The organism is Streptomyces monashensis, from assembly GCF_001866665.1.
Classification (GTDB): domain Bacteria; phylum Actinomycetota; class Actinomycetes; order Streptomycetales; family Streptomycetaceae; genus Streptomyces; species Streptomyces monashensis.
The window spans coordinates 1-24,335 of the sequence record NZ_MLYO01000022.1 but is presented as its reverse complement, the minus strand read 5'-3'; the positions used below and the strand labels follow the sequence as shown (position 1 = coordinate 24,335).

Genomic DNA, 24,335 nt, shown 5'->3' with positions numbered 1-24,335 from the left:
TCAGATATGCGCAGAGGACGTCGACTCTCGATCGATGTCGGGGACGCCCGGATCGGGGTCGCCTCGTGCGACCCCGATGGGATCCTCGCCACACCGGTGGAGACGGTCCCCGGCCGGGACGTCCCCGCCGCCCACCGCCGGCTGCGGCAGCTGGTGGAGGAGTACGAACCGATCGAGGTCGTCGTCGGACTCCCTCGCTCCCTCAAGGGGGGCGAGGGCCCGGCCGCGGTCAAGGTCCGAGCCTTCGCCCAGGAGCTGGCCAAGGGCATCGATCCGGTGCCGGTCCGCCTGGTGGACGAGCGGATGACGACCGTGACGGCCAGTCAGGGACTGCGTGCTTCGGGGGTGAAATCGAAGAAGGGCCGCTCCGTCATCGACCAGGCCGCCGCTGTGATCATCCTCCAGCAAGCCCTCGAATCCGAACGGGTGTCAGGTAAAGCCCCGGGGGAGGGCGTCGAAGTGGTCATCTGATCGCGATACGGTAACGTTCCGCGCGATGTGCCGGTGTTCGAACAGCCGGGACACAAGCAGAGGCGGAACGGAAACCGGCCCACCGGTCACGTGACCGCTCGGCCTCGCGGCTCTAGGGGATCGATGACTGAGTATGGCCGGGGCCAGGGCTCCGAACCGTGGCATCCGCACGACCCGTTGTACGGGGACGGCGGATGGGGAGGGCAGCAGCCGCACGACGGCTCGCAGCCCTACGGCGGCCAGCCGCAGCACTACTCCCAGCAGCCGCAGCAGCAGTACGGCGACTGGAGCCAGGGACAGCAGCCCGGATACGGCCACGGGCAGTACCCGTACTACGACGAGCAGGGGCAGCAGCAGTACGCCGGTCACGCCCAGCAGCAGTACCAGCAGCAGGGTGCCTGGGACGCGACCGGCGCCCACGGCCAGGTCCCGTACGCGCCCGACCCCGGCGACCCCTACGGCCAACAGCCCGGTGCCTACGGCGGGGAACAGCCCGACCTCTACGGCACCGACGACGCCTACCCGCCGCCGGAGCCGCCCGGCCGCAGGCGCCCGGAGCCGGATCCGGAGCTTGACCCCGACGCCGTGCCCGAGGAGGAGACCCACCCCTTCTTCACGGGCGCCGACGATGACGACGACGATGAGCACGAACTCGCCGACCGGTCGACGAAGCGCGGCAAGGGCAAGAAACCGGCCAAGGGCAAGAAGCGCCGCACCGGCTGCGCCTGCATGGTGGTCGTCCTGGTCTTCGGCGGCGGCCTCGGCGGAGTCGGGTATTACGGCTACAAGTTCTACCAGAACCGTTTCGGCACAGCCCCGGACTACGCGGGCAGCGGGAACGGCGAACAGATCACGGTCGTCATCCCCAAGGGCGCCGGCGGCTGGACGATCGGCGACAAGCTGAAGGAGGCGGGCGTCGTCGAGAGCGCGGCCGCGTTCGTCTCCGCGATGCAGGCGAATCCGGACGGCAAGTCGCTCCAGGACGGCGTCTACACGCTGGAGAAGCACATGTCCGCCGCGAGCGCCGTGCAGATGATGCTCAGCCCGAAGAGCCGCAGCAACCTGATCATCGCCGAGGGCCTGCGCAACACGGCGGTCTACAACCTCATCGACACGCGTCTCGGCGTCGCGGCGGGAACCACGGCGGGCATCGCGAAGAAGGACTACAAGCAGTTGGGCCTGCCCGCCTGGGCGCTGAACCACCCGAACCTCAAGGACCCGCTGGAAGGCTTCCTCTACCCGTCCAGCTACGCGGTGACCAAGGGCCAGAAGCCCGAGGACGTCCTCAAGGGCATGGTGTCCCAGGCCAGCGCCAAGTACCAGGAACTGGGCCTGGCGGACAAGGCCAGGGCACTGGGCCTCGACAGTCCCTGGCAGTTGCTCACCGTGGCGAGCCTGGCGCAGGCCGAGGGCACGAGCCACGACGACTTCCGCAAGATGGCCGAGGTCGTCTACAACCGCCTCCAGCCCGCGAACCCGCAGACGTACGGGCGGCTGGAATTCGACTCCACGTACAACTACGTGAAGAACCAGAGCAAGATCGACCTGAGCGTCACCGAGCTGCGCAAGTACGACAACCCGTACAACACGTACTTCGTCAAGGGCCTGCCGCCGGGCCCCATCGACAATCCTGGTGAGGAGGCCATCCAGGGGGCGCTCAACCCGACGCACGACGGCTGGTACTACTTCATCTCGATGGACGGCAAGACCAGCCAGTTCACCAAGACGCTCGCCGAACACGAGAAGTTGGTCAACGAGTGGAACGCGTCCAGGAACAAGGGCTGAGCGCAGTGAAGACGACCGACGCCCGCCGGGCGGCCGTTCTCGGCAAGCCCGTCGGGCACTCCCTCTCCCCGGTGCTGCACCGGGCGGCGTACGCCGAGCTCGGGCTCACCGGGTGGTCGTACGAGCGCTTCGAGGTCGACGAGGCCGCACTGCCCGGCTTCTTCGACACGCTCGGGCCGCAGTGGGCGGGCCTGTCCCTGACCATGCCGCTCAAGCGGGCGGTCATCCCGCTGCTGGACGAGATCAGCGAGACGGCCGCCTCGGTCGACGCGGTCAACACCGTCGTGTTCACCGAGGACGGCCGCCGCCGCGGCGACAACACCGATGTCCCGGGCATGGTGGCCGCCCTGCGCGAGCACGGCATCGCGCAGGTCGACTCCGCCGCGATCCTCGGCGCCGGCGCCACCGCCTCCTCCGCCCTCGCCGCCCTCGCCCGGATCTGCACCGGCGAGATCACCGTGTACGTCCGCAGCGAGGCCCGCGCCGCCGAGATGCGGCAGTGGGGCGAGCGGCTCGACGTGGACGTCCGGACGGCGCACTGGGCCGACGCCGGGCAGGCGCTGCACGCCCCGCTGGTCATCGCCACCACGCCCGCCGGCACCACCGACGCCCTGGCCACCGCCGTCCCCGAGCGCCCCACGACCCTCTTCGACGTGCTCTACGACCCCTGGCCCACCGAGCTGGCGGCCCGCTGGTCCATGTTCGGCGGCGCCGTCGTCAGCGGCCTCGACCTGCTGGTCCACCAGGCCGTCCTCCAGGTCGAGCAGATGACCGGCCGCTCCCCGGCGCCCCTGGAGGCCATGCGGCACGCCGGCGAGAAGGCGCTCGCCGCGCACTGAGTGCCCGCCCGCGCGTCCGCTTGCTGGACCGGCGGCCGGACAACCGCGCCGGACGTGGGAGGATCAGAGGTGGCGTACCGGGGTCGCGCACCCGGTGACGCCGTCGCCGTACGCGAGGACACGCGTGCGCAGGGCAGTACCGGGCGCGAGCACTGAGGAGCAGACCGTTGAGCAGGCTGCGTTGGCTGACCGCGGGGGAGTCCCACGGTCCCGCACTTGTCGCGACGCTGGAGGGCCTTCCCGCCGGCGTGCCGATCACCACGGAGATGGTGGCGGACCACCTCGCGCGGCGGCGGCTCGGTTATGGCCGCGGTGCGCGCATGAAGTTCGAGCGGGACGAGGTCACCTTCCTGGGCGGCGTCCGGCACGGTCTGACGCTGGGTTCCCCGGTCGCGATCATGGTGGGCAACACCGAGTGGCCCAAGTGGGAGCAGGTCATGGCGGCCGACCCGGTCGACCCCGAGATCCTGGCGGGCCTGGCCCGCAACGCGCCGCTGACCCGGCCCCGCCCCGGTCACGCCGACCTCGCCGGCATGCAGAAGTACGGCTTCGACGAGGCCCGCCCGATCCTGGAGCGCGCCTCCGCCCGCGAGACCGCCGCCCGGGTGGCGCTCGGCGCGGTCGCCCGGTCGTACCTGAAGGAGACGGCGGGCATCGAGATCGTCTCGCACGTGGTCGAGCTGGCCTCCGCCAAGGCCCCGCAGGGCGTCTACCCGACCCCGGCCGACGTCGAGAAGCTGGACGCCGACCCGGTGCGCTGCCTCGACCCGGACGCCTCGAAGGCGATGGTCGCGGAGATCGACCAGGCCCACAAGGACGGCGACACCCTCGGCGGCGTGGTGGAGATCCTGGCCTACGGCGTGCCGGTGGGCCTCGGCTCGCACGTGCACTGGGACCGCAAGCTGGACGCCCGCCTCGCGGGCGCCCTCATGGGCATCCAGGCGATCAAGGGCGTCGAGATCGGCGACGGCTTCGAGCTGGCGCGGGTACCGGGGTCGCAGGCCCACGACGAGATCGTCAGGACCGACGAGAGCATCAGGCGGGTCTCCGGCCGCTCCGGCGGTACGGAGGGCGGCCTGAGCACCGGCGAGCTGCTGCGCGTGCGCGCCGCGATGAAGCCGATCGCGACCGTGCCGCGCGCCCTGAAGACGGTCGACGTGTCCACCGGCGAGGCCACCCAGGCCCACCACCAGCGCTCCGACGTCTCCGCCGTGCCGGCCGCCGGCATCGTCGCCGAGGCCATGGTCGCTCTGGTGCTGGCCGACGCGGTCGCGGAGAAGTTCGGCGGCGACAGCGTGGCCGAGACCAGCCGCAACGTCCGGTCGTACCTCGACAATCTCCACATCCGGTGAGCACCGTGCCTGCGATCGTGCTGGTCGGCCCGATGGGCGTCGGCAAGTCCACCGTCGGGCAGCTGCTCGCCGAGTGCCTCGGCCTCGGCTACCGGGACACCGACGACGACATCGTCGCCGCCGAGGGCCGTGCCATCGCCGAGATCTTCGTCGACGAGGGGGAGTCCGCCTTCCGGGCGATCGAGAAGCGGGCGGTCGCCACCGCCCTCGCCGAGCACGAGGGCGTCCTCGCGCTCGGCGGCGGCGCCGTCCTCGACGCGGACACCCGCGCGCTGCTCACCGGGCAGCGCGTGGTCTACCTGTCGATGGACGTGGAGGAGGCGGTCAAGCGCACCGGCCTGAACGCCGCCCGCCCGCTGCTCGCGGTCAACCCGCGCAAGCAGTGGCGCGAGCTGATGGAGGCCCGGCGGCACCTGTACGAGGAGGTGGCCTCCGCCGTCGTCGCCACGGACGGCCGCACCCCCGAAGAGGTCACGCAAGCGGCCCTGGACGCACTGGAGTTGAAGAACGCATGAGCGAGGCAGTCACCCGGATCCAGGTCGCCGGCACGGCGGGCACCGAGCCGTACGAGGTGCTGGTCGGCCGCCAACTGCTGGGCGAGCTGGGCGGGCTGGTCGGCGCCGGGGCCAAGCGGGTCGCGGTGATCCACCCGGAGGCGCTGGCCGAGACCGGTGACGCGCTCCGCGCCGACCTGGCCGAGCAGGGCTACGAGGCGATCGCCGTCCAGGTGCCGAACGCGGAGGAGGCGAAGACCGCCGAGGTCGCCGCCTACTGCTGGAAGGCGCTCGGCCAGTCGAACTTCACCCGCACCGACGTGATCGTCGGCGTCGGCGGCGGCGCGACGACCGACCTCGCCGGATTCGTCGCCGCCACCTGGCTGCGCGGAGTGCGCTGGATCGCGATCCCCACCACGGTCCTCGCCATGGTGGACGCGGCGGTCGGGGGCAAGACCGGCATCAACACCGCCGAGGGCAAGAACCTCGTCGGCGCCTTCCACCCGCCGGCCGGCGTGCTGTGCGACCTCGCCGCGCTGGACTCGCTCACGGTCAACGACTACGTCTCCGGGCTCGCTGAGGTCATCAAGGCCGGCTTCATCGCCGACCCGGTGATCCTGGACCTGATCGAGTCCGACCCCGAGGGCGCCCGCAGCCCGGCGGGGCCGCACACCGCCGAGCTGATCGAGCGCGCGATCCGGGTGAAGGCCGAGGTCGTCTCCTCCGACCTGAAGGAGTCGGGCCTGCGGGAGATCCTCAACTACGGCCACACGCTCGCCCACGCCATCGAGAAGAACGAGCGCTACACCTGGCGGCACGGCGCCGCGGTCGCCGTCGGCATGCACTTCGCCGCCGAACTGGGCCGTCTGGCGGGCCGGTTGGACGACGCCACGGCGGACCGCCACCGCACGGTCCTCGAAGCCGTCGGCCTTCCGCTGCACTACCGCTACGACCAGTGGCCCAAGCTGCTGGAGACGATGAAGGTCGACAAGAAGTCCCGCGGCGACCGCTTGCGCTTCATCGTCCTCGACGGCCTGGCCAAGCCGACGGTGATGGAGAGCCCGGACCCTGCCGTCCTGCTCGCCGCCTACGGCGAGGTCGGGCAGTAAGTACCCGACTGTTCCGTCCGTCCCTTTCCCGACCTCGACTTCCTTTGCGGAATGGGCACTTCGGGCCGCCCCCGGCCGTTTCACCAAACGACGGCCGGGGACGGTACCGTTCGGTGAAACAACGCGGGCGCACCCCCGCGACCAGCACCGATGGCCTGTCGCTCGCCTGTCGTGCGTGAGCGGCGGCCGAGCCGAGGACGACGAGACGGAGTGGCAACGGATGCAGCACGCAGTGGGATCTCCGCTGCCGCCGCCCCACCGGCCGGAGCAGGGGCCGCACGCCGGCTGGGCGTCGGCCGCACACCCCCACCCGGGTCCGCGCCCGGGAGCCGCCCCCGTGCCCGCGCCACCGGGCTTCCCGGCCCCGGCCGGCGCCGTCCCGCCCACACCCCCGCAGCCTCCCGCGCCCCGGCCCCCGGTCGTGCACCCCCCGGCCCCGCAGCACACCGCCGCGCCGCCCGCCCCCGAGACCACCGGCCATGTGCCGCTGCCGCCCGGCGGACCGGTCGGCGTGCCCACGGCACCCCCGGCGCAGGCCGCGGTACCCGACCCGACGACCACCACCCTGGCCGTCCTGCTCATCGGCCCGGCGGGCGCGGGCAAGACCAGCGTCGCCAAGTTCTGGGCGGACCACCGCCGGGTGCCCACCGCGCACATCAGCCTGGACGACGTCCGCGAATGGGTCCGCTCGGGCTTCGCCGACCCCCAGTCCGGCTGGAACGACAACTCCGAGGCCCAGTACCGCCTCGCCCGCCGCACCTGCGGCTTCGCCGCCCGCAACTTCCTCGCCAACGGCATCTCCTGCATCCTGGACGACGCGGTGTTCCCGGACCGCCCGGTCGTGGGCCTCGGCGGCTGGAAGCGGCACGTCGGCCCCGGCCTGCTCCCGGTCGTCCTGCTGCCGGGCCTGGACATCGTCCTGGAGCGCAACGCCGAGCGCTCCGGCAACCGCCGTCTCACCGACGAGGAGGTGGCCCGCATCCACGGCCGCATGGCCGGCTGGTACGGCTCGGGACTGCCGATCATCGACAACTCCCAGCTGGACGTCCCGGGCACGGCCCGCGTGCTGGACGAGGTCCTGGCGCGAGCGATCGCGAGCCCGCCGAGCTGGTAGGCCTCCCGCGCAGGGCCCCGCACCCCACTCGGCCGTTCTCGAATCGGCACAACCGCCGCAAAACTTCTACGCTCGTCTCATGTCAGAGGTGTACGCGACCCGCCGATCCCGGCTGAGGGACCACTTCACCGCGGCCGGCACCGCGGCCGCGCTCGTCACCCGTCCGGCGAACGTGCGCTATCTCGCCGCCGCGGCCCCGCGGGGCTGCGCACTGCTGCTCGGCAGACGCGAGGACCTCCTCGTCTGCGCCTGCCCGCCCGACGACCGCGTGGGCGACGGCCGCCCGGACGAGAGCCTGCGCCTGTACGTCCTCCCGCCGAACGGGGCCCGGGCCGGCGGCGACGCGGCGGTCGGGGCGGCGGAACTCGCCGTGGGCCAGGACGCCGACTCCCTGGCCGTGGAGGAGCACCACCTCACGGTGGCCCGGCACCGGGCCATCTCCTCCGTCGCACCCGCACTGCGCCTCACCGACCTCGGCGGAGCCGTCGAGCAGCTCAGGGTGGTCAAGGACGAGGAGGAGATCTCCTGTCTGCGCATCGGCGCCGAGATCGCCGACCAGGCCCTCGGCGAGCTGCTGGAATCCATCCTGGTCGGCCGTACCGAACGGCATCTCGCGCTGGAGCTGGAGCGCCGGCTGGTCGACCACGGGGCCGACGGCCCGGCCTTCCCCACCTCCGTGGCCACCGGCCCCCACTCCGGCCGACGCGGGCACCGGCCCACCGACCGGCGTGTGGAGGAGGGCGATTTCCTCACCGTGTGCCTGGGCGCGGCCTATCGCGGCTACCGCTGCGAGATCGGCCGTACGTTCGTGATCGGCACGTCGCCCGCCGACTGGCAGGTGGAGCTGTACGACCTGGTCTTCTCCGCCCAGCGCGCCGGGCGCGAGGCCCTGGCGCCCGGCGCCGCCTGCAGCGACGTGGACCGCGCGGCACGCCACGTACTGGACTCGGCCGGCTATGCGGAGGCCCTTTCTCCGCTCACCGGACACGGCGTCGGACTCGAAATCGACGAGGACCCGCAGTTGGCGCCCTCGGCCATGGGTAAACTGGACGCTTGCGTGCCGGTCACCGTCGAACCGGGGGTCCACCTCCCGGGCCGGGGCGGTGTCCGGATCGATGACACGCTCGTCGTGCGCCCCGAGGCGGACGGCGGACCCGAGCTACTCACCATCACGACCAAGGAGCTGCTCGCGCTGTAGCGCGTGCCCCGGGGTCGTACGTCAGTCCAGGAGATTCCGCAACCGTGGCTTCCACGAACGACCTCAAGAACGGTTTGGTGCTCAAGCTCGAAGGCGGCCAGCTCTGGTCCGTCGTCGAGTTCCAGCACGTCAAGCCCGGCAAGGGCCCGGCCTTCGTGCGCACCAAGCTGAAGAACGTGCTGTCCGGCAAGGTCGTCGACAAGACCTTCAACGCCGGCGTCAAGGTCGAGACCGCCACTGTCGACAAGCGCGACATGCAGTTCTCGTACATGGACGGCGAGTACTTCGTCTTCATGGACATGCAGACCTATGACCAGCTCATGATCGACCGGAAGGCCGTCGGCGACGCCGCCAACTTCCTGATCGAGGGCTTCGAGGCCACCGTCGCCACGCACGAGGGCGAGGTGCTCTTCGTCGAGCTGCCGGCCGCCGTCGAGCTGGTCATCGAGCACACCGAGCCGGGCGTCCAGGGCGACCGCTCCACCGGCGGCTCCAAGCCCGCCAAGCTGGAGACCGGCTACGAGATCCAGGTCCCGCTCTTCATCACCACCGGTGAGAAGATCAAGGTCGACACCCGCACGGGCGACTACCTCGGCCGGGTGAACAGCTAACCGTGGCTGCCCGCAACACGGCCCGCAAGCGCGCCTTCCAGATCCTCTTCGAGGGCGACCAGCGCGGCGCCGACGTCCTGACGGTCCTCGCCGACTGGGTCCGGCTGTCCCGGTCCGACACCCGGCAGCCGCCGGTCAGCGAGTACACGATGCAGCTGGTCGAGGGCTACGCCGTGCACGCGAAGCGCATCGACGAGCTGATCGCCCAGTACGCGGTCGGCTGGACGCTCGACCGGATGCCGGTCGTGGACCGCAACATCCTGCGGCTGGGCGCGTACGAGCTGATCTGGGTCGACGGGACCCCGGACGCCGTCGTCCTCGACGAGATGGTGCAGCTGGCGAAGGAGTTCTCCACGGACGAGTCGCCCTCGTTCGTGAACGGCCTGCTGGGCCGTCTGAAGGAGCTCAAGCCGTCCCTGCGCCGGGACGAGGCGTAACCCCCGCACGACAACGCCGGAGGGCCCACAGCGCGCCGCTGTGGGCCCTCCGGCGTTCCTGTGCGCCCGCAGCCCGCAGCCCTGCAGCCCGGACACGCGAAACGCCGTCGGGGCAGCCGGAACCGCGAAGTTCCGGCCACCCCGACGGCACGTTTCTGCGCAGGTGCGAAGCGGCTCAGGCCTCTTCGTGCGAAGCCACCGCGCGGCGCGCGTCCGCGTCCAGCACACCCCAGCTGATCAGCTGCTCGGTCAGGACCGAGGGGGACTGGTCGTAGATGACGGCGAGTGTGCGCAGGTCGTCCTGGCGGATCGAGAGCACCTTGCCGTTGTAGTCACCGCGCTGGGACTGGATCGTCGCCGCGTAGCGCTGGAGCGGGCCCGCCTTCTCGGCCGGCACGGTGGCCAGCCGCTCCAGGTCCAGGACCAGCTTCGGCGGGGGCTCGGCGGCGCCGCCCGGCGTCGTACCCGGCAGGAGCTCCTGGACCGGGACACCGTAGAAATCGGCCAGCTCGGCGAGCCGCTGTACGGTCACCGCGCGGTCGCCACGCTCGTAGGACCCGACCACCACGGCCTTCCAGCGCCCCTGGGACTTCTCCTCGACACCGTGGAGGGAAAGGCCCTGCTGGGTGCGGATGGCCCGGAGCTTGGCCCCGAGCTGTTTGGCGTATTCGCTGGACATATAGCTCCCCGGACACTGTGTCGACGCGGCCGACTGGGTTGTCCACCGCGCGGCTGGTAACTCACTGTGAGGTTACGCAGCGTGACTCTCGCGCGTCAAGCCGAATGGTCCACACCGACTCTTCCGTGCTCGCGGCACCCTGTTGGGCCAAGCGGGTGAACGAGGGGGTGATCGGGGCCCTCCCCATGACCTGCTAGGGTAGATGGCGCAATTCCGACGTCCTTTAAGATCCGTCCCGTGAGGCGGAGAAGGGGGTCCGTTTCGTATGGACAAGCACGACTCGCCCGCCACCGCGCAGGCCTCCGATGCCCGGCCCGTTCTCGAGGGCCCCGACATCGCGCGGGTGCTGACCCGCATCGCCCACGAGATCGTCGAGCGCGCCAAGGGCGCCGACGACGTGGTGCTCCTCGGCATCCCCACCCGCGGCGTCTTCCTCGCCCGGCGGCTCGCCGTCAAGCTGGCGCAGATCACCGAGCGCACGGTCCCGGTCGGCTCGCTCGACATCACCATGTACCGCGACGACCTGCGCATGCACCCGCCGCGCGCGCTGGCCCGCACGGAGATCCCCGGTGACGGCCTCGACGGCAAGCTGGTCGTCCTCGTCGACGACGTGCTCTTCTCCGGCCGTACGATCCGCGCCGCCCTCGACGCCCTGAACGACATCGGGCGCCCCCGCGCGGTGCAGCTCGCGGTCCTGGTCGACCGGGGCCACCGCGAACTGCCGATCCGCGCGGACTACGTCGGCAAGAACCTCCCCACGTCGCTGCGGGAGACGGTCAAGGTCCAGCTCGCCGAGGAGGACGGTCGCGACACCGTGCTGCTCGGTGTGAAGCCGACCGACCAGTAGCACGTCAGGCGCGCACGCCCGCTTCGGCGTACCCGCGCACGCGCCCGACTGCCCCAATCCTCCCGATTGAACTGCCTTACGGAGCCTGACAGATGCAGCGTCATCTCATCTCGGCCGCCGACCTCACCCGCGACGACGCCGTCCTGATCCTCGACACCGCCGAGGAGATGGCCCGGGTCGCCGACCGGCCGATCAAGAAACTGCCGACCCTGCGCGGCCGCACGGTCTGCAACCTCTTCTTCGAGGACTCGACCCGGACCCGGATCTCCTTCGAGGCCGCCGAGAAGCGGCTCTCCGCCGACGTGATCAACTTCGCGGCCAAGGGCTCGAGCGTCTCCAAGGGCGAGTCCCTCAAGGACACCGCGCAGACGCTGGAGGCGATGGGCGTGGACGCCGTCGTCATCCGGCACAGCGCCTCCGGCGCCCCGTACCGCCTCGCGAACTCCGGCTGGATCGACGCGCCCGTCATCAACGCCGGCGACGGCACCCACCAGCACCCCACCCAGGCCCTGCTGGACGCGTTCACCATGCGCCGCCGTCTGATCGGCCGTGACGCCGGTCTCGGCAAGGACCTCGCGGGCAAGCGCGTCACCGTCGTCGGCGACGTCCTGCACAGCCGCGTCGCCCGCTCCAACGTCGACCTGCTGCACACCCTCGGCGCCGAGGTCACCCTGGTCGCCCCGCCCACCCTGGTGCCGGTCGGCGTCGAGACCTGGCCCTGCGAGGTGTCCTACGACCTCGACGCCGTCCTGCCGAAGTCCGACGCGGTGATGATGCTCCGCGTCCAGCGCGAGCGGATGAACGCCGCCTTCTTCCCCACCGAGCGCGAGTACTCGCGGCGCTACGGCCTCGACGGCGAGCGCATGGCGAGGATGCCCGAGCACGCCATCGTGATGCACCCCGGCCCGATGGTCCGCGGCATGGAGATCACCGCCGAGGTCGCCGACTCCGACCGCTGCACCGTCGTCGAGCAGGTCGCAAACGGCGTCTCGATCCGGATGGCCGTCCTGTACCTGCTGCTCGGCGGCAACGAGCCCGCCGTCACCCACGCCCGCACCACCGAGGAGAAGTAAGAACCATGAGCAAGATCCTGATCCGTGGTGCGAAGGTGCTCGGCGGCGAGCCGCAGGACGTGCTGATCGACGGCGAGGTCATCGAGGCGGTCGGCACCGGCCTGTCCGCCGAGGGCGCGGAGGTCGTGGAGGCCGGCGGCAAGGTGCTGCTGCCGGGCCTGGTCGACCTGCACACTCACCTGCGCGAGCCTGGCCGCGAGGACTCCGAGACGGTGCTGACCGGCACGCGCGCGGCCGCCTCCGGCGGCTACACGGCCGTGTTCGCCATGGCCAACACCTTCCCGGTCGCCGACACCGCCGGTGTCGTCGAGCAGGTCTACCGGCTCGGCCGCGAGCACGGCTACTGCGACGTCCAGCCCATCGGCGCCGTCACCGTCGGCCTGGAGGGCAGGAAGCTCGCCGAGCTCGGCGCCATGCACGAGTCGGCCGCCGGGGTCACCGTCTTCTCCGACGACGGCAAGTGCGTGGACGACGCCGTGATCATGCGCCGCGCCCTGGAATACGTGAAGGCCTTCGGCGGGGTCGTCGCCCAGCACGCGCAGGAGCCGCGCCTCACCGAGGGCGCCCAGATGAACGAGGGTGTCGTCTCCGCCGAGCTGGGGCTCGGGGGCTGGCCGGCGGTGGCCGAGGAATCGATCATCGCCCGGGACGTCCTGCTCGCCGAGCACGTCGGCTCCCGCGTCCACATCTGCCACCTGTCGACCGCCGGCAGCGTCGAGATCGTCCGCTGGGCCAAGTCCCGCGGCATCGACGTCACCGCCGAGGTCACCCCGCACCACCTCCTCCTCACCGACGAGCTGGTCCGCACGTACAACCCGGTCTACAAGGTCAACCCGCCGCTGCGCACCGAGCGGGACGTGCACGCCCTGCGCGAGGCCCTGGCCGACGGCACGATCGACATCGTCGCCACCGACCACGCCCCGCACCCGCACGAGGACAAGGACTGCGAGTGGGCCGCGGCCGCCATGGGGATGGTGGGGCTGGAGACCGCGTTGTCGGTGGTCCAGGAGACCATGGTCGACACGGGCCTGCTGGACTGGGCCGGCGTCGCCGACCGGATGTCCGCCAAGCCCGCGCAGATCGGACAGGCCACCGGGCACGGCCGTCCCGTCTCGGCCGGTGAGCCCGCCAACCTCACCCTCGTCGACACGGAATACCGTGGTCAGGTGGACCCCGCGGGCTTCGCCTCGCGCAGCCGCAACACCCCCTACCAGGGGCGTGAGCTGCCGGGCCGTGTGACGCACACGTGGCTGCGGGGCAAGGCCACGCTCGTCGACGGGAAGCTCACGTGACACCTCTCATCCTGCTGGCCGAGGCCAGGAAGTCGGCCGACGTCACCGACTGGCCGGCCCGCATCGGCTGGCTCGTCGGACTCGTCCTGTTCATCGCGCTGGTCTACTGGCTGATGCGCGAGGGCTGGAAGTGGCGCGGCACGCTCCAGAGCGACCTTCCGGAGCCGCCCGGCGCGCCGGAGGAGACGGGCCCGGCCAAACTGAAGCTGAGCGGCCGCTACCACGGCTCCACCACCGCCGGGCAGTGGCTGGACCGGATCGTGGCCCACGGCCTGGGCACCCGCAGCCGGGCCGAGCTGACCCTGACCGAGGCGGGCCTGGAGGTGGAGCGCCCCGGAGCGTCCGACTTCTTCGTCCCCACCGCCGCACTGCGCGGGGCCCGGCTGGAGGCGGCCATCGCCGGCAAGGTCCTGCCCGAGGGCGGCCTGCTGGTGGTGACCTGGGCGCTCGGCGACAAGCTGATCGACTCCGGCTTCCGCTCCGACCGGGCGGCCGAGCACGCGGAGTGGGTCGACACCCTGAACCACATGATCAACGACACGGAAGGCGCACGATGACGACCTCCACCAGGGGAGCCGCCAAGGTTCCCGCCGTACTCGTCCTGGAGGACGGCCGGATCTTCCGCGGCCGTGCCTACGGGGCCGTGGGGGAGACCTTCGGCGAGGCCGTGTTCTCCACCGGCATGACCGGCTACCAGGAAACCCTGACCGACCCGTCGTACGACCGCCAGATCGTCGTCGCGACCGCCCCGCAGATCGGCAACACGGGCTGGAACGATGAGGACGACGAGTCGAGCCGCATCTGGGTCTCCGGCTACGTCGTGCGCGACCCCGCGCGCGTGCCGTCCAACTGGCGGGCCAAGCGCTCCCTGGACGACGAGCTGGAGCGCCAGGGCGTGGTCGGCATCTCCGGCATCGACACCCGCGCGCTCACCCGCCACCTGCGCGAGCGCGGCTCGATGCGCGCAGGCGTCTTCTCCGGCGCGGCGATCGCCGCCGAGGCGGAGCTCCTCGCGCGCGTGCAGGCCCAGCCGCACATGAAGGGCGCCTCGCTGTACGAAGAGGTCGCCACCAAGGAGGCCTACGTCGTCCCGGCCGTCGGTGCGAAGAAGTTCACCGTCGCCGCGATCGACCTCGGCATCAAGGGCATGACCCCGCACCGCATGGCCGAGCGCGGCATCGAGGTGCACGTCCTGCCCGCCACCGCCACGCCCGACGACGTCTACGCCGTCGAGCCGGACGGCGTGTTCTTCTCCAACGGCCCCGGCGACCCGGCCACGGCCGACGGCCCGGTGGCGCTCATGACCGCCGTACTGGAGCGCAGGACGCCGTTGTTCGGCATCTGCTTCGGCAACCAGATCCTCGGCCGCGCCCTCGGCTTCGGCACCTACAAGCTGAAGTACGGCCACCGGGGCATCAACCAGCCGGTCCAGGACCGCACGACCGGCAAGGTCGAGGTCACCGCGCACAACCACGGCTTCGCCGTGGACGCGCCGCTCGACCGGGTCAGCGAGACGAGGTTCGGCCGCGCCGAGGTCTCGCACGTCTGCCTGAACGACGACGTCGTGGAGGGGCTGCAGCTGCTCGACCAGCCGGCCTTCTCCGTCCAGTACCACCCTGAAGCGGCAGCGGGCCCGCACGACGCCGCCTACCTGTTCGACCGCTTCGTTTCCCTGATGGAGGGCCAGCGTGCCTAAGCGCACCGATATCCAGTCCGTCCTGGTCATCGGCTCCGGCCCGATCGTCATCGGCCAGGCCGCCGAGTTCGACTACTCCGGCACCCAGGCGTGCCGCGTGCTCAGGGCCGAGGGCCTGCGCGTCGTCCTCGTCAACTCCAACCCGGCGACGATCATGACCGACCCGGAGATCGCCGACGCGACCTACGTCGAGCCGATCACCCCCGAGTTCGTCGAGAAGATCATCGCCAAGGAGCGCCCCGACGCCTTGCTGCCCACCCTGGGCGGCCAGACGGCCCTGAACACCGCGATCTCGCTGCACGACAACGGTGTACTGGAGAAGTACGGCGTCGAGCTGATCGGCGCCAAGCCCGAGGCGATCCACAAGGGCGAGGACCGCGACCTGTTCAAGGACGTCGTGGAGGAGGTCCGGCGCAAGACCGGCCACGGCGAGTCCGCCCGCTCGGTCATCTGCCACTCCATGGAGGACGTCCTCCAGGGGGTCGAGACCCTCGGCGGCTACCCGGTCGTCGTCCGCCCGTCCTTCACCATGGGCGGCGCCGGTTCCGGCTTCGCGCACGACGAGGAGGAGCTGCGCCGCATCGCCGGCCAGGGCCTCACGCTCTCCCCGACCACCGAGGTGCTCCTGGAGGAGTCCATCCTCGGCTGGAAGGAGTACGAGCTGGAGCTGATGCGCGACAAGAACGACAACGTCGTGGTCGTCTGCTCCATCGAGAACTTCGACCCGATGGGCGTGCACACCGGTGACTCGATCACCGTCGCGCCCGCGATGACGCTGACCGACCGCGAGTACCAGATCCTGCGCGACATCGGCATCGCCGTGATCCGCGAGGTCGGCGTCGACACCGGCGGCTGCAACATCCAGTTCGCGGTGAACCCCGAGGACGGTCGCGTGATCGTCATCGAGATGAACCCGCGGGTGTCCCGCTCGTCCGCCCTCGCCTCCAAGGCCACCGGCTTCCCGATCGCGAAGATCGCCGCCAAGCTGGCCGTCGGCTACACGCTGGACGAGATCCCGAACGACATCACGCAGGAGACCCCGGCCTCCTTCGAGCCCACGCTCGACTACGTCGTCGTCAAGGCCCCGCGCTTCGCGTTCGAGAAGTTCCCGCAGGCCGACTCCACACTGACCACGACCATGAAGTCGGTCGGCGAGGCCATGGCCATCGGCCGCAACTTCACCGAGGCCTTCCAGAAGGCGCTGCGCTCGCTGGAGAAGAAGGGCAGCCAGTTCACCTTCGTCGGCGAGACGGGTGACAAGGCGGCGCTCCTGGCGGAGTCCGTACGGCCCACCGACGGCCGGATCAACACGGTCATGCAGGCCATCCGCGCGGGCGCCACGCCCGAGGAGGTCTTCGCGTACACGAAGATCGACCCCTGGTTCGTGGACCAGCTCTTCCTGATCAAGGAGGTCGCGGACGAGCTGGCCGAGGCGCCCGAGCTGACCGGCGAGCTGCTCGCCGAGGCCAAGCGCCACGGCTTCTCCGACCAGCAGATCGCCGAGATCCGCGGCCTGCGCGAGGACGTCGTCCGCGAGGTGCGGCACGCCCTCGGCATCCGCCCGGTCTACAAGACGGTCGACACCTGCGCCGCCGAGTTCGCCGCGAAGACGCCGTACTTCTACTCCTCCTACGACGAGGAGTCCGAGGTCGCGCCCCGCGAGAAGCCGGCCGTCATCATCCTGGGCTCCGGCCCGAACCGCATCGGCCAGGGCATCGAGTTCGACTACTCCTGCGTCCACGCCTCCTTCGCGCTGAGCGACGCGGGCTACGAGACGGTGATGGTCAACTGCAACCCGGAGACCGTCTCCACGGACTACGACACCTCCGACCGCCTGTACTTCGAGCCGCTGACGCTGGAGGACGTGCTGGAGATCGTCCACGCCGAGCAGCAGGCCGGCCCGGTGGCGGGCGTGATCGTGCAGCTGGGCGGCCAGACCCCGCTGGGCCTCGCCCAGGCCCTGAAGGACAACGGCGTACCGGTCGTCGGCACCTCGCCGGAGGCCATCCACGCCGCCGAGGACCGCGGCGCCTTCGGCCGGGTCCTCGCCGAGGCGGGCCTGCCCGCCCCGAAGCACGGCACGGCCACCACCTTCGAGGGCGCCAAGGCCATCGCCGACGAGATCGGCTACCCGGTGCTCGTCCGGCCCTCGTACGTCCTCGGCGGCCGGGGCATGGAGATCGTCTACGACGAGACCCGCCTCGCGGCCTACATCGCCGAGTCGACCGAGATCAGCCCCTCCCGGCCGGTGCTCGTCGACCGCTTCCTGGACGACGCGATCGAGATCGACGTCGACGCCCTCTACGACGGCGAGGAGCTGTACCTCGGCGGCGTCATGGAGCACATCGAGGAGGCCGGCATCCACTCCGGCGACTCCGCCTGTGCCCTGCCCCCGATCACCCTGGGCGGCTACGACATCAAGCGCCTGCGGGCCTCGACGGAGGCCATCGCCAAGGGCGTCGGCGTGCGCGGCCTGATCAACATCCAGTTCGCGATGGCCGGCGACATCCTCTACGTCCTGGAGGCCAACCCGCGCGCCTCGCGCACCGTGCCCTTCACCTCGAAGGCGACCGCGGTGCCGCTGGCCAAGGCCGCCGCCCGGATCTCGCTGGGCGCGACCGTCGCCGAACTGCGCGCCGAGGGCCTGCTCCCGGCGAACGGCGACGGCGGCGAACTGCCGCTGGACGCGCCGATCTCCGTCAAGGAGGCCGTCATGCCGTGGTCGCGCTTCCGCGACATCCAGGGCCGCGGCGTCGACACGGTCCTCGGCCCGGAGATGCGTTCCACGGGTGAGGTCATGGGCATCGACTCGGTCTTCGGCACGGCGTACGCCAAGTCCCAGGCCGGCGCCTACGGCCCGCTGCCCACCAAGGGCCGCGCGTTCATCTCGGTCGCCAACCGCGACAAGCGCTCGATGATCTTCCCGGCGCGCGAACTGGTCGCGCACGGCTTCGAGTTGCTCGCCACGTCCGGCACCGCCGAGGTCCTCAAGCGCAACGGCATCAACGCCACCGTGGTGCGCAAGCAGTCCGAGGGCGTCGGCCCGAACGGCGAGAGGACCGTCGTCCAGCTCATCCACGACGGCGAGGTCGACCTCATCGTCAACACCCCGTACGGCACCGGCGGTCGCCTCGACGGCTACGACATCCGTACGGCGGCGGTGGCCCGTTCGGTGCCGTGCCTGACGACGGTCCAGGCCCTCGCCGCGGCCGTCCAGGGCATCGACGCCCTCAACCACGGTGACGTGGGCGTCCGTTCGCTCCAGGAACACGCGGAACACCTGACCGCGGCCCGCGACTAGGGGGTGTCGTTTGGATCAGGTCGGCCGTGACGAACGGTGCGGACCGGCGGACCCGAGCGGGGTCTGGTGCGTGCAGATGCAGGGCGGAGGAGGGAGTCGACGCGGTGGGGGCCCCTCCCGCGCTGGGGGCCCCTCCCGCTCGAGCGAAGCCGAGAGTGGGGGAGAAGCCGAGCGTGGGGGAGTCGGCGAGTGACGACAACGCCGCAGATGTGCGTGCCAGACCCCGCGACGCCGGGATGATCCAAACGACACCCCCTAGCAGCCCTGAGGGGGACACCGGAAACGGTGTCCCCCTCTGTACGAGGACCCCCGAGGACTTTTCCGAGATGTACAAGCTCTTCTTCCGTCTGGTGTTCCGGCGGATGGACGCCGAGAAGGCCCACTACATGGCCTTCCGCTGGATCCGTCTGGCCGTGCGCGTCCCCGTGCTGCGCACCTTCGTCGCCGCCGCCCTCGCCCCCCGTCACAAGGAACTGCGCACCGAGGCCCTCGGGCTGCGCATGCACGGCCCCTTCGGGCTCGCCGCGGGCTTCGACAAGAACGCCGTCGCGATCGACGGCATGTCGATGCTGGGCTTCGACCACGTCGAGATCGGCACGGTGACGGGGGAGCCGCAGCCCGGCAACCCCAAGAAGCGGCTGTTCCGCCTCGTCGCGGACCGCGCGCTGATCAACCGCATGGGCTTCAACAACGACGGCTCCCTGGCCGTGGCGGCCCGCCTCGCGACCCGCAGGCCGGTCTTCAGGACCGTCGTGGGCGTCAACATCGGCAAGACCAAGGTCGTCCCGGAGGCGGAGGCCGTCGGCGACTACGTGAAGTCCGCCGAGCGGCTCGCGCCGTACGCCGACTACCTGGTCGTCAACGTCTCCTCGCCGAACACGCCCGGCCTGCGCAACCTCCAGGCCACCGAGTCGCTGCGCCCGCTGCTGACCGCCGTGCGCGCGGCCGCCGACCGCACGGTCGCCGACCGCCGCGTCCCGCTGCTGGTGAAGATCGCCCCGGACCTCGCCGACGAGGACGTCGACGCCGTCGCCGACCTGGCCGTGGAGCTGGGCCTGGACGGCATCATCGCCACCAACACCACCATCGCGCGCGAGGGCCTCGGCCTGCGCTCCGCGCCCGCGCTCGTGCAGGAGACCGGCGGTCTGTCCGGCGCTCCGCTCAAGGAGCGCTCCCTGGAGGTCCTGCGCCGCCTGTACGCGCGCGTGGGCGACCGGATCACCCTCGTGGGCGTCGGCGGCATCGAGACCGCCGAGGACGCCTGGCAGCGCATCCTGGCCGGCGCCACGCTGGTACAGGGCTACAGCGCCTTCATCTACGAGGGGCCCTTCTGGTCCCGCGCGATCCACAAGGGCCTCGCCGCGCGCCTGCGCACCAGCCCCTACGCCACCCTCGCCGACGCGGTCGGCGCCGACGTGAGGAAGCCCGCATGACCTCGATGGAGCCCTTCGGTGCCCGGCTGCGCCGCGTCATGGACGAGCGCGGCCCGCTGTGCGTCGGCATCGATCCGCACGCCTCGCTGCTCGCCGGCTGGGGTCTGAACGACGACGTGGCCGGTCTGGAGCGGTTCAGCCGCACGGTCGTCGAGGCCGTGGCCGACCGGGTCGCCGTGATGAAGCCGCAGAGCGCCTTCTTCGAGCGCTTCGGCTCGCGCGGCGTCGCCGTCCTGGAGACGGTCGTCCGGGAGGCGCGCGCGGCCGGCGCGCTGGTCGTGATGGACGCCAAGCGCGGCGACATCGGCTCCACCATGGCCGGGTACGCGGAGGCGTACCTGCACCAGGGCGCCCCGCTGTTCTCGGACGCCCTGACGGTCTCGCCGTACCTCGGCTACGGCTCGCTCAGCCCGGCCGTGGCCCTCGCCCGCGAGAGCGGCGCCGGCCTGTTCGTGCTGGCGCTGACCTCGAACCCGGAGGGCCCCGAGGTGCAGCACGCGGTGCGCGCCGACGGCCGCAGCGTGGGCGCGACCATGCTCGCCCACCTGGCCGCCGAGAACGCCGGGGAGGAGCCGCTGGGCTCCTTCGGCGCGGTCGTCGGCGCGACGGTCGGCGACCTGTCGTCGTACGACCTCGCGATCAACGGCCCGCTCCTCGCGCCCGGCGTCGGCGCGCAGGGGGCGACGGCGGCCGACCTTCCGAAGGTCTTCGGCCCGGCGCTGCGCAACGTGGTGCCGAACGTGAGTCGGGGTGTTCTGCGTCACGGTCCCGACACGGGGGCGCTGCGCGCGGCCGCGGAACGGTTCGCCGGGGAGATTCAGGCCGTCGTCGCAGGTTCCTGAGCCCTCCGGTGTACGGCCGGGCAGGCGGCGGGCCGGCGACTTGAGTGTGAATACATCCTCAAATCGGGGGCATTATGTCTGAAATGTCCGGCCTGACGGAGGCTGACCAGGACTTTTCCGCTGTTCTCGCTGACTCTGGCGGACTTGCCCGCTAGTCTCCGAGCAGTGGGGGCCCTTCCCACGCCCTTCAGGCAGTGGGGGAGAACGGGCAGCGTGTTGCTCGTGGCTCCCCAGGTGTGGGGCGACTAGGTTCCTCACCGGTCCGTATCCGACAGTTCGACATCCGAGGTGACGTAGGCGTGGCTCTTCCGCCCCTTACCCCTGAACAGCGCGCAGCCGCGCTCGAAAAGGCCGCCGCGGCTCGCCGGGAGCGGGCCGAGGTCAAGAATCGACTCAAGCACTCCGGTGCCTCCCTGCACGAGGTGATCAAGCAGGGCCAGGAGAACGACGTCATCGGCAAGATGAAGGTCTCCGCGCTGCTCGAGTCGCTGCCCGGCGTGGGCAAGGTCCGCGCCAAGCAGATCATGGAGCGTCTGGGCATCTCCGAGAGCCGCCGCGTGCGGGGTCTCGGTTCCAACCAGATCGCCTCCCTGGAGCGTGAGTTCGGCAGCACCGGCTCCTGAGCCCGGCTCCCCGGTCCACGGGGAGCAGGCCGGGCGTCCCGGGCACCCCGGGATTGCTGGAATAATCGCTGCATGAGTGAACGTCCGCGGCTGACCGTGCTCTCCGGCCCCTCGGGGGTCGGCAAGAGCACGGTCGTCGCCCATATGCGCAAGGAACACCCCGAGGTCTGGCTCTCGGTGTCGGCCACCACCCGCAAGCCCCGTCCCGGCGAGCGGCACGGAGTCCACTACTTCTTCGTCACCGACGAGGAGATGGACAAGCTGATCGCCAACGGCGAGCTGCTGGAGTGGGCCGAGTTCGCCGGGAACCGCTACGGCACGCCGCGCGCGGCCGTGCTGGAGCGGCTGGAGAACGGCGAGGCCGTTCTGCTGGAGATCGATCTCCAGGGCGCCCGACAGGTCCGGGAGTCGATGTCCGACGCCCGGCTGGTGTTCCTGGCTCCTCCCTCCTGGGAGGAGCTGGTGCGCAGGCTGACCGGCCGGGGCACCGAGTCGCCCGAGGTCATCGAGCGCCGCCTGGAGGCGGCCAGGACCGAGTTGGCGGCCGAGCCGGAGTTCGACATGACCTTGGTCAACACCTCCGTCGAGGACGTGGCGCGCGAGCTGCTAGCCTTGATGGACGTTGTGTGATCGTTCTCGATCTTTTTCCCTCTTTCGGAAGGTAGAGCGTGTCCTCTTCCATCACCGCGCCCGAGGGCATCATCAACCCGCCGATCGACGAGTTGCTTGAGGCCACCGACTCGAAGTACAGCCTCGTGATCTACGCCGCCAAGCGGGCCCGTCAGATCAACGCGTACTACTCCCAGCTGGGCGAGGGTCTCCTCGAGTACGTCGGTCCCCTCGTCGACACCCACGTGCACGAGAAGCCGCTCTCGATCGCCCTGCGTGAGATCAACGCGGGTCTGCTGACGTCCGAGGCCATCGAGGGCCCCGCGCAGTAGTGCTTTCAGATCGCGACTGACTTATCCACAGGCCCGGCAGTCACGCTGCCGGGCCTGTGGTGTGTGATGGTCCCGTAGGTTCCGAGCCGGGGAGAGACGGTGGACAAGCCGAAGGTCGTTCTGGGGGTCAGCGGCGGAATCGCCGCGTACAAGGCCTGTGAGCTGCTGCGCAGACTGACGGAGTCGGGTCATGACGTGCGCGTCGTCCCCACCGGCTCGGCGCTGCACTTCGTCGGCGCCGCCACCTGGTCCGCGCTGTCGGGCAACCCCGTCTCGACGGAGGTCTGGGACGACGTCCACGAGGTCCCGCACGTCCGTATCGGCCAGGGCGCCGACCTCGTCGTCGTCGCGCCCGCCACGGCCGACACGCTCGCCAAGGCCGCCCACGGCCTCGCCGACGACCTGCTGACCAACACGCTCCTGACCGCCCGCTGTCCGGTCGTCTTCGCGCCCGCCATGCACACCGAGATGTGGGAGCACCCGGCCACCCAGGAGAACGTGGCCACGCTGCGCCGCCGCGGCGCCGTCGTCATCGAGCCCGCCGTCGGCCGGCTCACCGGCGTCGACACCGGCAAGGGCCGGCTGCCCGACCCGGCCGAGATCTTCGAGGTCTGCCGCCGGGTGCTGGCCCGGGGCGTCACCGAGCCCGACCTGAGGGGCCGCCACGTGGTCGTGTCGGCCGGCGGCACCCGTGAGCCCCTCGACCCGGTCCGCTTCCTCGGCAACCGCTCCTCCGGCAAGCAGGGCTACGCCCTCGCCCGCACCGCCGCCGCCCGGGGCGCCCGGGTCACGCTGGTCGCGGCCAACACCGGCCTGCCCGACCCGGCGGGCGTGGACGTCGTCCCGGTCGGCACGGCGGTCCAACTGCGCGAGGCAGTCGTGAAGGCGGCGGCGGACGCCGACGCGGTCGTCATGGCCGCCGCCGTCGCGGACTTCCGACCGGCCGTCTACGCCGCCGGGAAGATCAAGAAGAAGGACGGCCAGGAGCCCGAGCCGATCGTCCTGGTGCGGAATCCGGACATTCTTGCGGAGATTTCCGCCGATCGTGCCCGGCCGGGACAGGTGGTCGTCGGCTTCGCCGCCGAGACCGACGACGTCCTCGCCAACGGCCGCACCAAGCTGGCCCGCAAGGGCTGTGACCTGCTCGTCGTCAACGAGGTGGGGGAGCGCAAGACCTTCGGCGCCGAGGAGAACGAGGCCGTCGTGCTGGGCGCCGACGGCAGCGAGACCCCCGTGCCGCACGGACCCAAGGAAGCCCTGGCCGACACCGTGTGGGACCTGGTCGCCGAGCGCCTGCGCTGAGCCCCGGCGCGCCCCCGCGCACGCCCGCTGGGGGCGCGCACGAGGACTTCTCGATCACCCCTCGATTCGTGTGTGGCGACCCTGGCCAATGCCACCGGGCATTGGGCAGAATGCGCGTGCCGCAGGTCACAGCGCTCCCGAGAGGTGAGACTGTGGCCCATCGGCCGAGTGCGACCGATAAACTGTTCCAGGTCGGCATCAGGCGCAGCCCTCGTGCCGACAGTAAATGATCAGCCAGCAGCCGCTGCAACCACAGGGAGCGTTGTGTCCCGTCGCCTGTTCACCTCGGAGTCCGTGACCGAGGGCCACCCCGACAAGATCGCTGACCAGATCAGCGACACGATTCTCGACGCGCTTCTGCGCGAGGACCCGACCTCCCGGGTCGCCGTCGAGACGCTGATCACCACCGGCCTGGTGCACGTGGCCGGCGAGGTCACGACCAAGGCGTACGCGGACATCGCGACCCTGGTCCGCAACAAGATCCTGGAGATCGGCTACGACTCCTCCAAGAAGGGCTTCGACGGCGCCTCCTGCGGCGTGTCGGTGTCCATCGGCGCGCAGTCCCCGGACATCGCGCAGGGCGTCGACACGGCCTACGAGAACCGGGTCGAGGGCGACGACGACGAGCTGGACCGGCAGGGCGCGGGCGACCAGGGCCTGATGTTCGGCTACGCGTCCGACGAGACGCCGACGCTGATGCCGCTGCCGGTCTTCCTGGCGCACCGCCTGTCGAAGCGGCTGTCCGAGGTCCGCAAGAACGGCACGATCCCCTACCTGCGCCCGGACGGCAAGACGCAGGTCACCATCGAGTACGACGGTGACAAGGCCGTGCGTCTGGACACGGTCGTCGTGTCCTCGCAGCACGCCTCCGACATCGACCTGGAGTCGCTGCTGGC

24 protein-coding genes are annotated in these 24,335 nt (G+C 71.1%); 23 read left to right on the top strand and 1 reads right to left on the bottom strand.

Features of this window, described 5'->3' with window-relative positions; genetic code table 11:
• Positions 1 to 6: 6 nt before the first annotated feature.
• From ruvX to nusB, 10 genes are all read left to right on the top strand, one after another.
• Entirely contained in the window at positions 7 to 471 is a 465-nt protein-coding gene (gene ruvX / locus BIV23_RS12915; protein WP_071380956.1) for a Holliday junction resolvase RuvX, read from the top strand.
• Positions 472 to 594: 123 nt separating this feature from the next.
• A complete protein-coding gene (gene mltG, locus BIV23_RS12910; protein WP_177239878.1) occupies positions 595 to 2,256 on the top strand; it encodes an endolytic transglycosylase MltG in 1,662 nt (553 codons plus the stop codon).
• A gap of 5 nt (positions 2,257 to 2,261) precedes the next feature.
• Positions 2,262 to 3,095, top strand: coding sequence for a shikimate dehydrogenase (locus BIV23_RS12905; protein ID WP_071380955.1), 834 nt, complete (start codon positions 2,262 to 2,264; stop codon positions 3,093 to 3,095).
• Between the two features lie 167 nt (positions 3,096 to 3,262).
• Positions 3,263 to 4,447, top strand: coding sequence for a chorismate synthase (aroC, locus tag BIV23_RS12900; RefSeq protein ID WP_071380954.1), 1,185 nt, complete (start codon positions 3,263 to 3,265; stop codon positions 4,445 to 4,447).
• Between the two features lie 32 nt (positions 4,448 to 4,479).
• Positions 4,480 to 4,962 (top strand): shikimate kinase, encoded by a 483-nt coding sequence (locus BIV23_RS12895; protein WP_107471152.1) that lies wholly within the window; start codon positions 4,480 to 4,482, stop codon positions 4,960 to 4,962.
• Entirely contained in the window at positions 4,959 to 6,050 is a 1,092-nt protein-coding gene (aroB, locus tag BIV23_RS12890) for a 3-dehydroquinate synthase (protein ID WP_071380952.1), read from the top strand. Before BIV23_RS12895 ends, aroB begins: the two co-directional genes overlap by 4 nt.
• Positions 6,051 to 6,270: 220 nt before the next feature.
• Entirely contained in the window at positions 6,271 to 7,164 is an 894-nt protein-coding gene (locus BIV23_RS12885) for a Pro-rich N-terminal domain-containing protein (RefSeq protein ID WP_079173119.1), read from the top strand.
• Positions 7,165 to 7,243: 79 nt separating this feature from the next.
• Positions 7,244 to 8,362 (top strand): aminopeptidase P family protein, encoded by a 1,119-nt coding sequence (locus BIV23_RS12880; protein WP_071380950.1) that lies wholly within the window; start codon positions 7,244 to 7,246, stop codon positions 8,360 to 8,362.
• A gap of 44 nt (positions 8,363 to 8,406) precedes the next feature.
• Positions 8,407 to 8,973 (top strand): elongation factor P, encoded by a 567-nt coding sequence (efp, locus tag BIV23_RS12875; RefSeq protein WP_071378290.1) that lies wholly within the window; start codon positions 8,407 to 8,409, stop codon positions 8,971 to 8,973.
• Between the two features lie 2 nt (positions 8,974 to 8,975).
• Entirely contained in the window at positions 8,976 to 9,410 is a 435-nt protein-coding gene (gene nusB, locus BIV23_RS12870) for a transcription antitermination factor NusB (RefSeq protein ID WP_071380949.1), read from the top strand.
• 175 nt (positions 9,411 to 9,585) lie between these two features.
• On the opposite strand, the gene bldD is transcribed toward nusB, so the two are convergent.
• A complete protein-coding gene (bldD, locus tag BIV23_RS12865; RefSeq protein WP_018570201.1) occupies positions 9,586 to 10,089 on the bottom strand; it encodes a transcriptional regulator BldD in 504 nt (167 codons plus the stop codon).
• 265 nt (positions 10,090 to 10,354) lie between these two features.
• Here bldD and pyrR point away from each other — a divergent pair, with 265 nt between their 5' ends.
• The 13 genes from pyrR to BIV23_RS12800 all read left to right on the top strand — a co-directional run.
• Complete coding sequence (pyrR, locus tag BIV23_RS12860; protein WP_071380948.1) at positions 10,355 to 10,936, top strand: bifunctional pyr operon transcriptional regulator/uracil phosphoribosyltransferase PyrR; 582 nt, start codon at positions 10,355 to 10,357, stop codon at positions 10,934 to 10,936.
• Positions 10,937 to 11,028: 92 nt separating this feature from the next.
• Positions 11,029 to 12,009: an aspartate carbamoyltransferase catalytic subunit gene (locus BIV23_RS12855; protein ID WP_071380947.1), complete on the top strand. Its 981-nt coding sequence runs from the start codon at positions 11,029 to 11,031 to the stop codon at positions 12,007 to 12,009.
• Between the two features lie 5 nt (positions 12,010 to 12,014).
• Complete coding sequence (locus BIV23_RS12850) at positions 12,015 to 13,301, top strand: dihydroorotase (protein ID WP_071380946.1); 1,287 nt, start codon at positions 12,015 to 12,017, stop codon at positions 13,299 to 13,301.
• Complete coding sequence (locus BIV23_RS12845; protein WP_071380945.1) at positions 13,298 to 13,858, top strand: PH-like domain-containing protein; 561 nt, start codon at positions 13,298 to 13,300, stop codon at positions 13,856 to 13,858. Before BIV23_RS12850 ends, BIV23_RS12845 begins: the two co-directional genes overlap by 4 nt.
• On the top strand, positions 13,855 to 14,997 hold the full coding sequence (carA, locus tag BIV23_RS12840) for a glutamine-hydrolyzing carbamoyl-phosphate synthase small subunit (RefSeq protein WP_071380944.1): 1,143 nt from the start codon (positions 13,855 to 13,857) through the stop codon (positions 14,995 to 14,997). The genes BIV23_RS12845 and carA overlap by 4 nt, the downstream gene beginning before the upstream one ends.
• Positions 14,990 to 18,298 carry a carbamoyl-phosphate synthase large subunit gene (gene carB / locus BIV23_RS12835; RefSeq protein WP_071380943.1) on the top strand — a complete coding sequence of 1,103 codons (3,309 nt, stop codon included), beginning with the start codon at positions 14,990 to 14,992 and terminating at the stop codon, positions 18,296 to 18,298. Before carA ends, carB begins: the two co-directional genes overlap by 8 nt.
• A gap of 326 nt (positions 18,299 to 18,624) precedes the next feature.
• Positions 18,625 to 19,731 carry a quinone-dependent dihydroorotate dehydrogenase gene (locus BIV23_RS12830; RefSeq protein ID WP_071380942.1) on the top strand — a complete coding sequence of 369 codons (1,107 nt, stop codon included), beginning with the start codon at positions 18,625 to 18,627 and terminating at the stop codon, positions 19,729 to 19,731.
• Entirely contained in the window at positions 19,728 to 20,573 is an 846-nt protein-coding gene (pyrF, locus tag BIV23_RS12825; protein WP_071380941.1) for an orotidine-5'-phosphate decarboxylase, read from the top strand. The genes BIV23_RS12830 and pyrF overlap by 4 nt, the downstream gene beginning before the upstream one ends.
• A 299-nt stretch (positions 20,574 to 20,872) precedes the next feature.
• Positions 20,873 to 21,196, top strand: a complete 324-nt coding sequence (locus BIV23_RS12820) for an integration host factor (protein ID WP_003977346.1) — start codon at positions 20,873 to 20,875, stop codon at positions 21,194 to 21,196.
• 72 nt (positions 21,197 to 21,268) lie between these two features.
• A complete protein-coding gene (gmk, locus tag BIV23_RS12815; protein WP_071380940.1) occupies positions 21,269 to 21,826 on the top strand; it encodes a guanylate kinase in 558 nt (185 codons plus the stop codon).
• A 38-nt stretch (positions 21,827 to 21,864) separates the two neighbouring features.
• The gene (gene rpoZ / locus BIV23_RS12810; RefSeq protein ID WP_005319902.1) at positions 21,865 to 22,137 is read left to right on the top strand and encodes a DNA-directed RNA polymerase subunit omega; all 273 of its coding nucleotides are present in this window, start codon (positions 21,865 to 21,867) and stop codon (positions 22,135 to 22,137) included.
• Positions 22,138 to 22,236: 99 nt separating this feature from the next.
• The gene (gene coaBC, locus BIV23_RS12805; protein ID WP_071380939.1) at positions 22,237 to 23,439 is read left to right on the top strand and encodes a bifunctional phosphopantothenoylcysteine decarboxylase/phosphopantothenate--cysteine ligase CoaBC; all 1,203 of its coding nucleotides are present in this window, start codon (positions 22,237 to 22,239) and stop codon (positions 23,437 to 23,439) included.
• A gap of 264 nt (positions 23,440 to 23,703) precedes the next feature.
• The coding region (locus BIV23_RS12800) for an S-adenosylmethionine synthetase N-terminal domain-containing protein (RefSeq protein ID WP_281250142.1) at positions 23,704 to 24,335 on the top strand (632 nt) is incomplete at its 3' end.

Bases quoted from the DNA above. Each gene is read 5' to 3' on its own strand.
- ruvX (WP_071380956.1), top strand. From the start codon at position 7: ATGCGCAGAGGACGTCGACTCTCGATCGATGTCGGGGACGCCCGGATC.
- mltG (WP_177239878.1), top strand. From the start codon at position 595: ATGACTGAGTATGGCCGGGGCCAGGGCTCCGAACCGTGGCATCCGCAC.
- BIV23_RS12895 (WP_107471152.1), top strand. From the start codon at position 4,480: ATGGGCGTCGGCAAGTCCACCGTCGGGCAGCTGCTCGCCGAGTGCCTC.
- aroB (WP_071380952.1), top strand. From the start codon at position 4,959: ATGAGCGAGGCAGTCACCCGGATCCAGGTCGCCGGCACGGCGGGCACC.
- BIV23_RS12885 (WP_079173119.1), top strand. From the start codon at position 6,271: ATGCAGCACGCAGTGGGATCTCCGCTGCCGCCGCCCCACCGGCCGGAG.
- BIV23_RS12880 (WP_071380950.1), top strand. From the start codon at position 7,244: ATGTCAGAGGTGTACGCGACCCGCCGATCCCGGCTGAGGGACCACTTC.
- bldD (WP_018570201.1), bottom strand. From the start codon at position 10,089: ATGTCCAGCGAATACGCCAAACAGCTCGGGGCCAAGCTCCGGGCCATC.
- pyrR (WP_071380948.1), top strand. From the start codon at position 10,355: ATGGACAAGCACGACTCGCCCGCCACCGCGCAGGCCTCCGATGCCCGG.
- BIV23_RS12855 (WP_071380947.1), top strand. From the start codon at position 11,029: ATGCAGCGTCATCTCATCTCGGCCGCCGACCTCACCCGCGACGACGCC.
- BIV23_RS12850 (WP_071380946.1), top strand. From the start codon at position 12,015: ATGAGCAAGATCCTGATCCGTGGTGCGAAGGTGCTCGGCGGCGAGCCG.
- carA (WP_071380944.1), top strand. From the start codon at position 13,855: ATGACGACCTCCACCAGGGGAGCCGCCAAGGTTCCCGCCGTACTCGTC.
- BIV23_RS12830 (WP_071380942.1), top strand. From the start codon at position 18,625: ATGTACAAGCTCTTCTTCCGTCTGGTGTTCCGGCGGATGGACGCCGAG.
- pyrF (WP_071380941.1), top strand. From the start codon at position 19,728: ATGACCTCGATGGAGCCCTTCGGTGCCCGGCTGCGCCGCGTCATGGAC.
- gmk (WP_071380940.1), top strand. From the start codon at position 21,269: ATGAGTGAACGTCCGCGGCTGACCGTGCTCTCCGGCCCCTCGGGGGTC.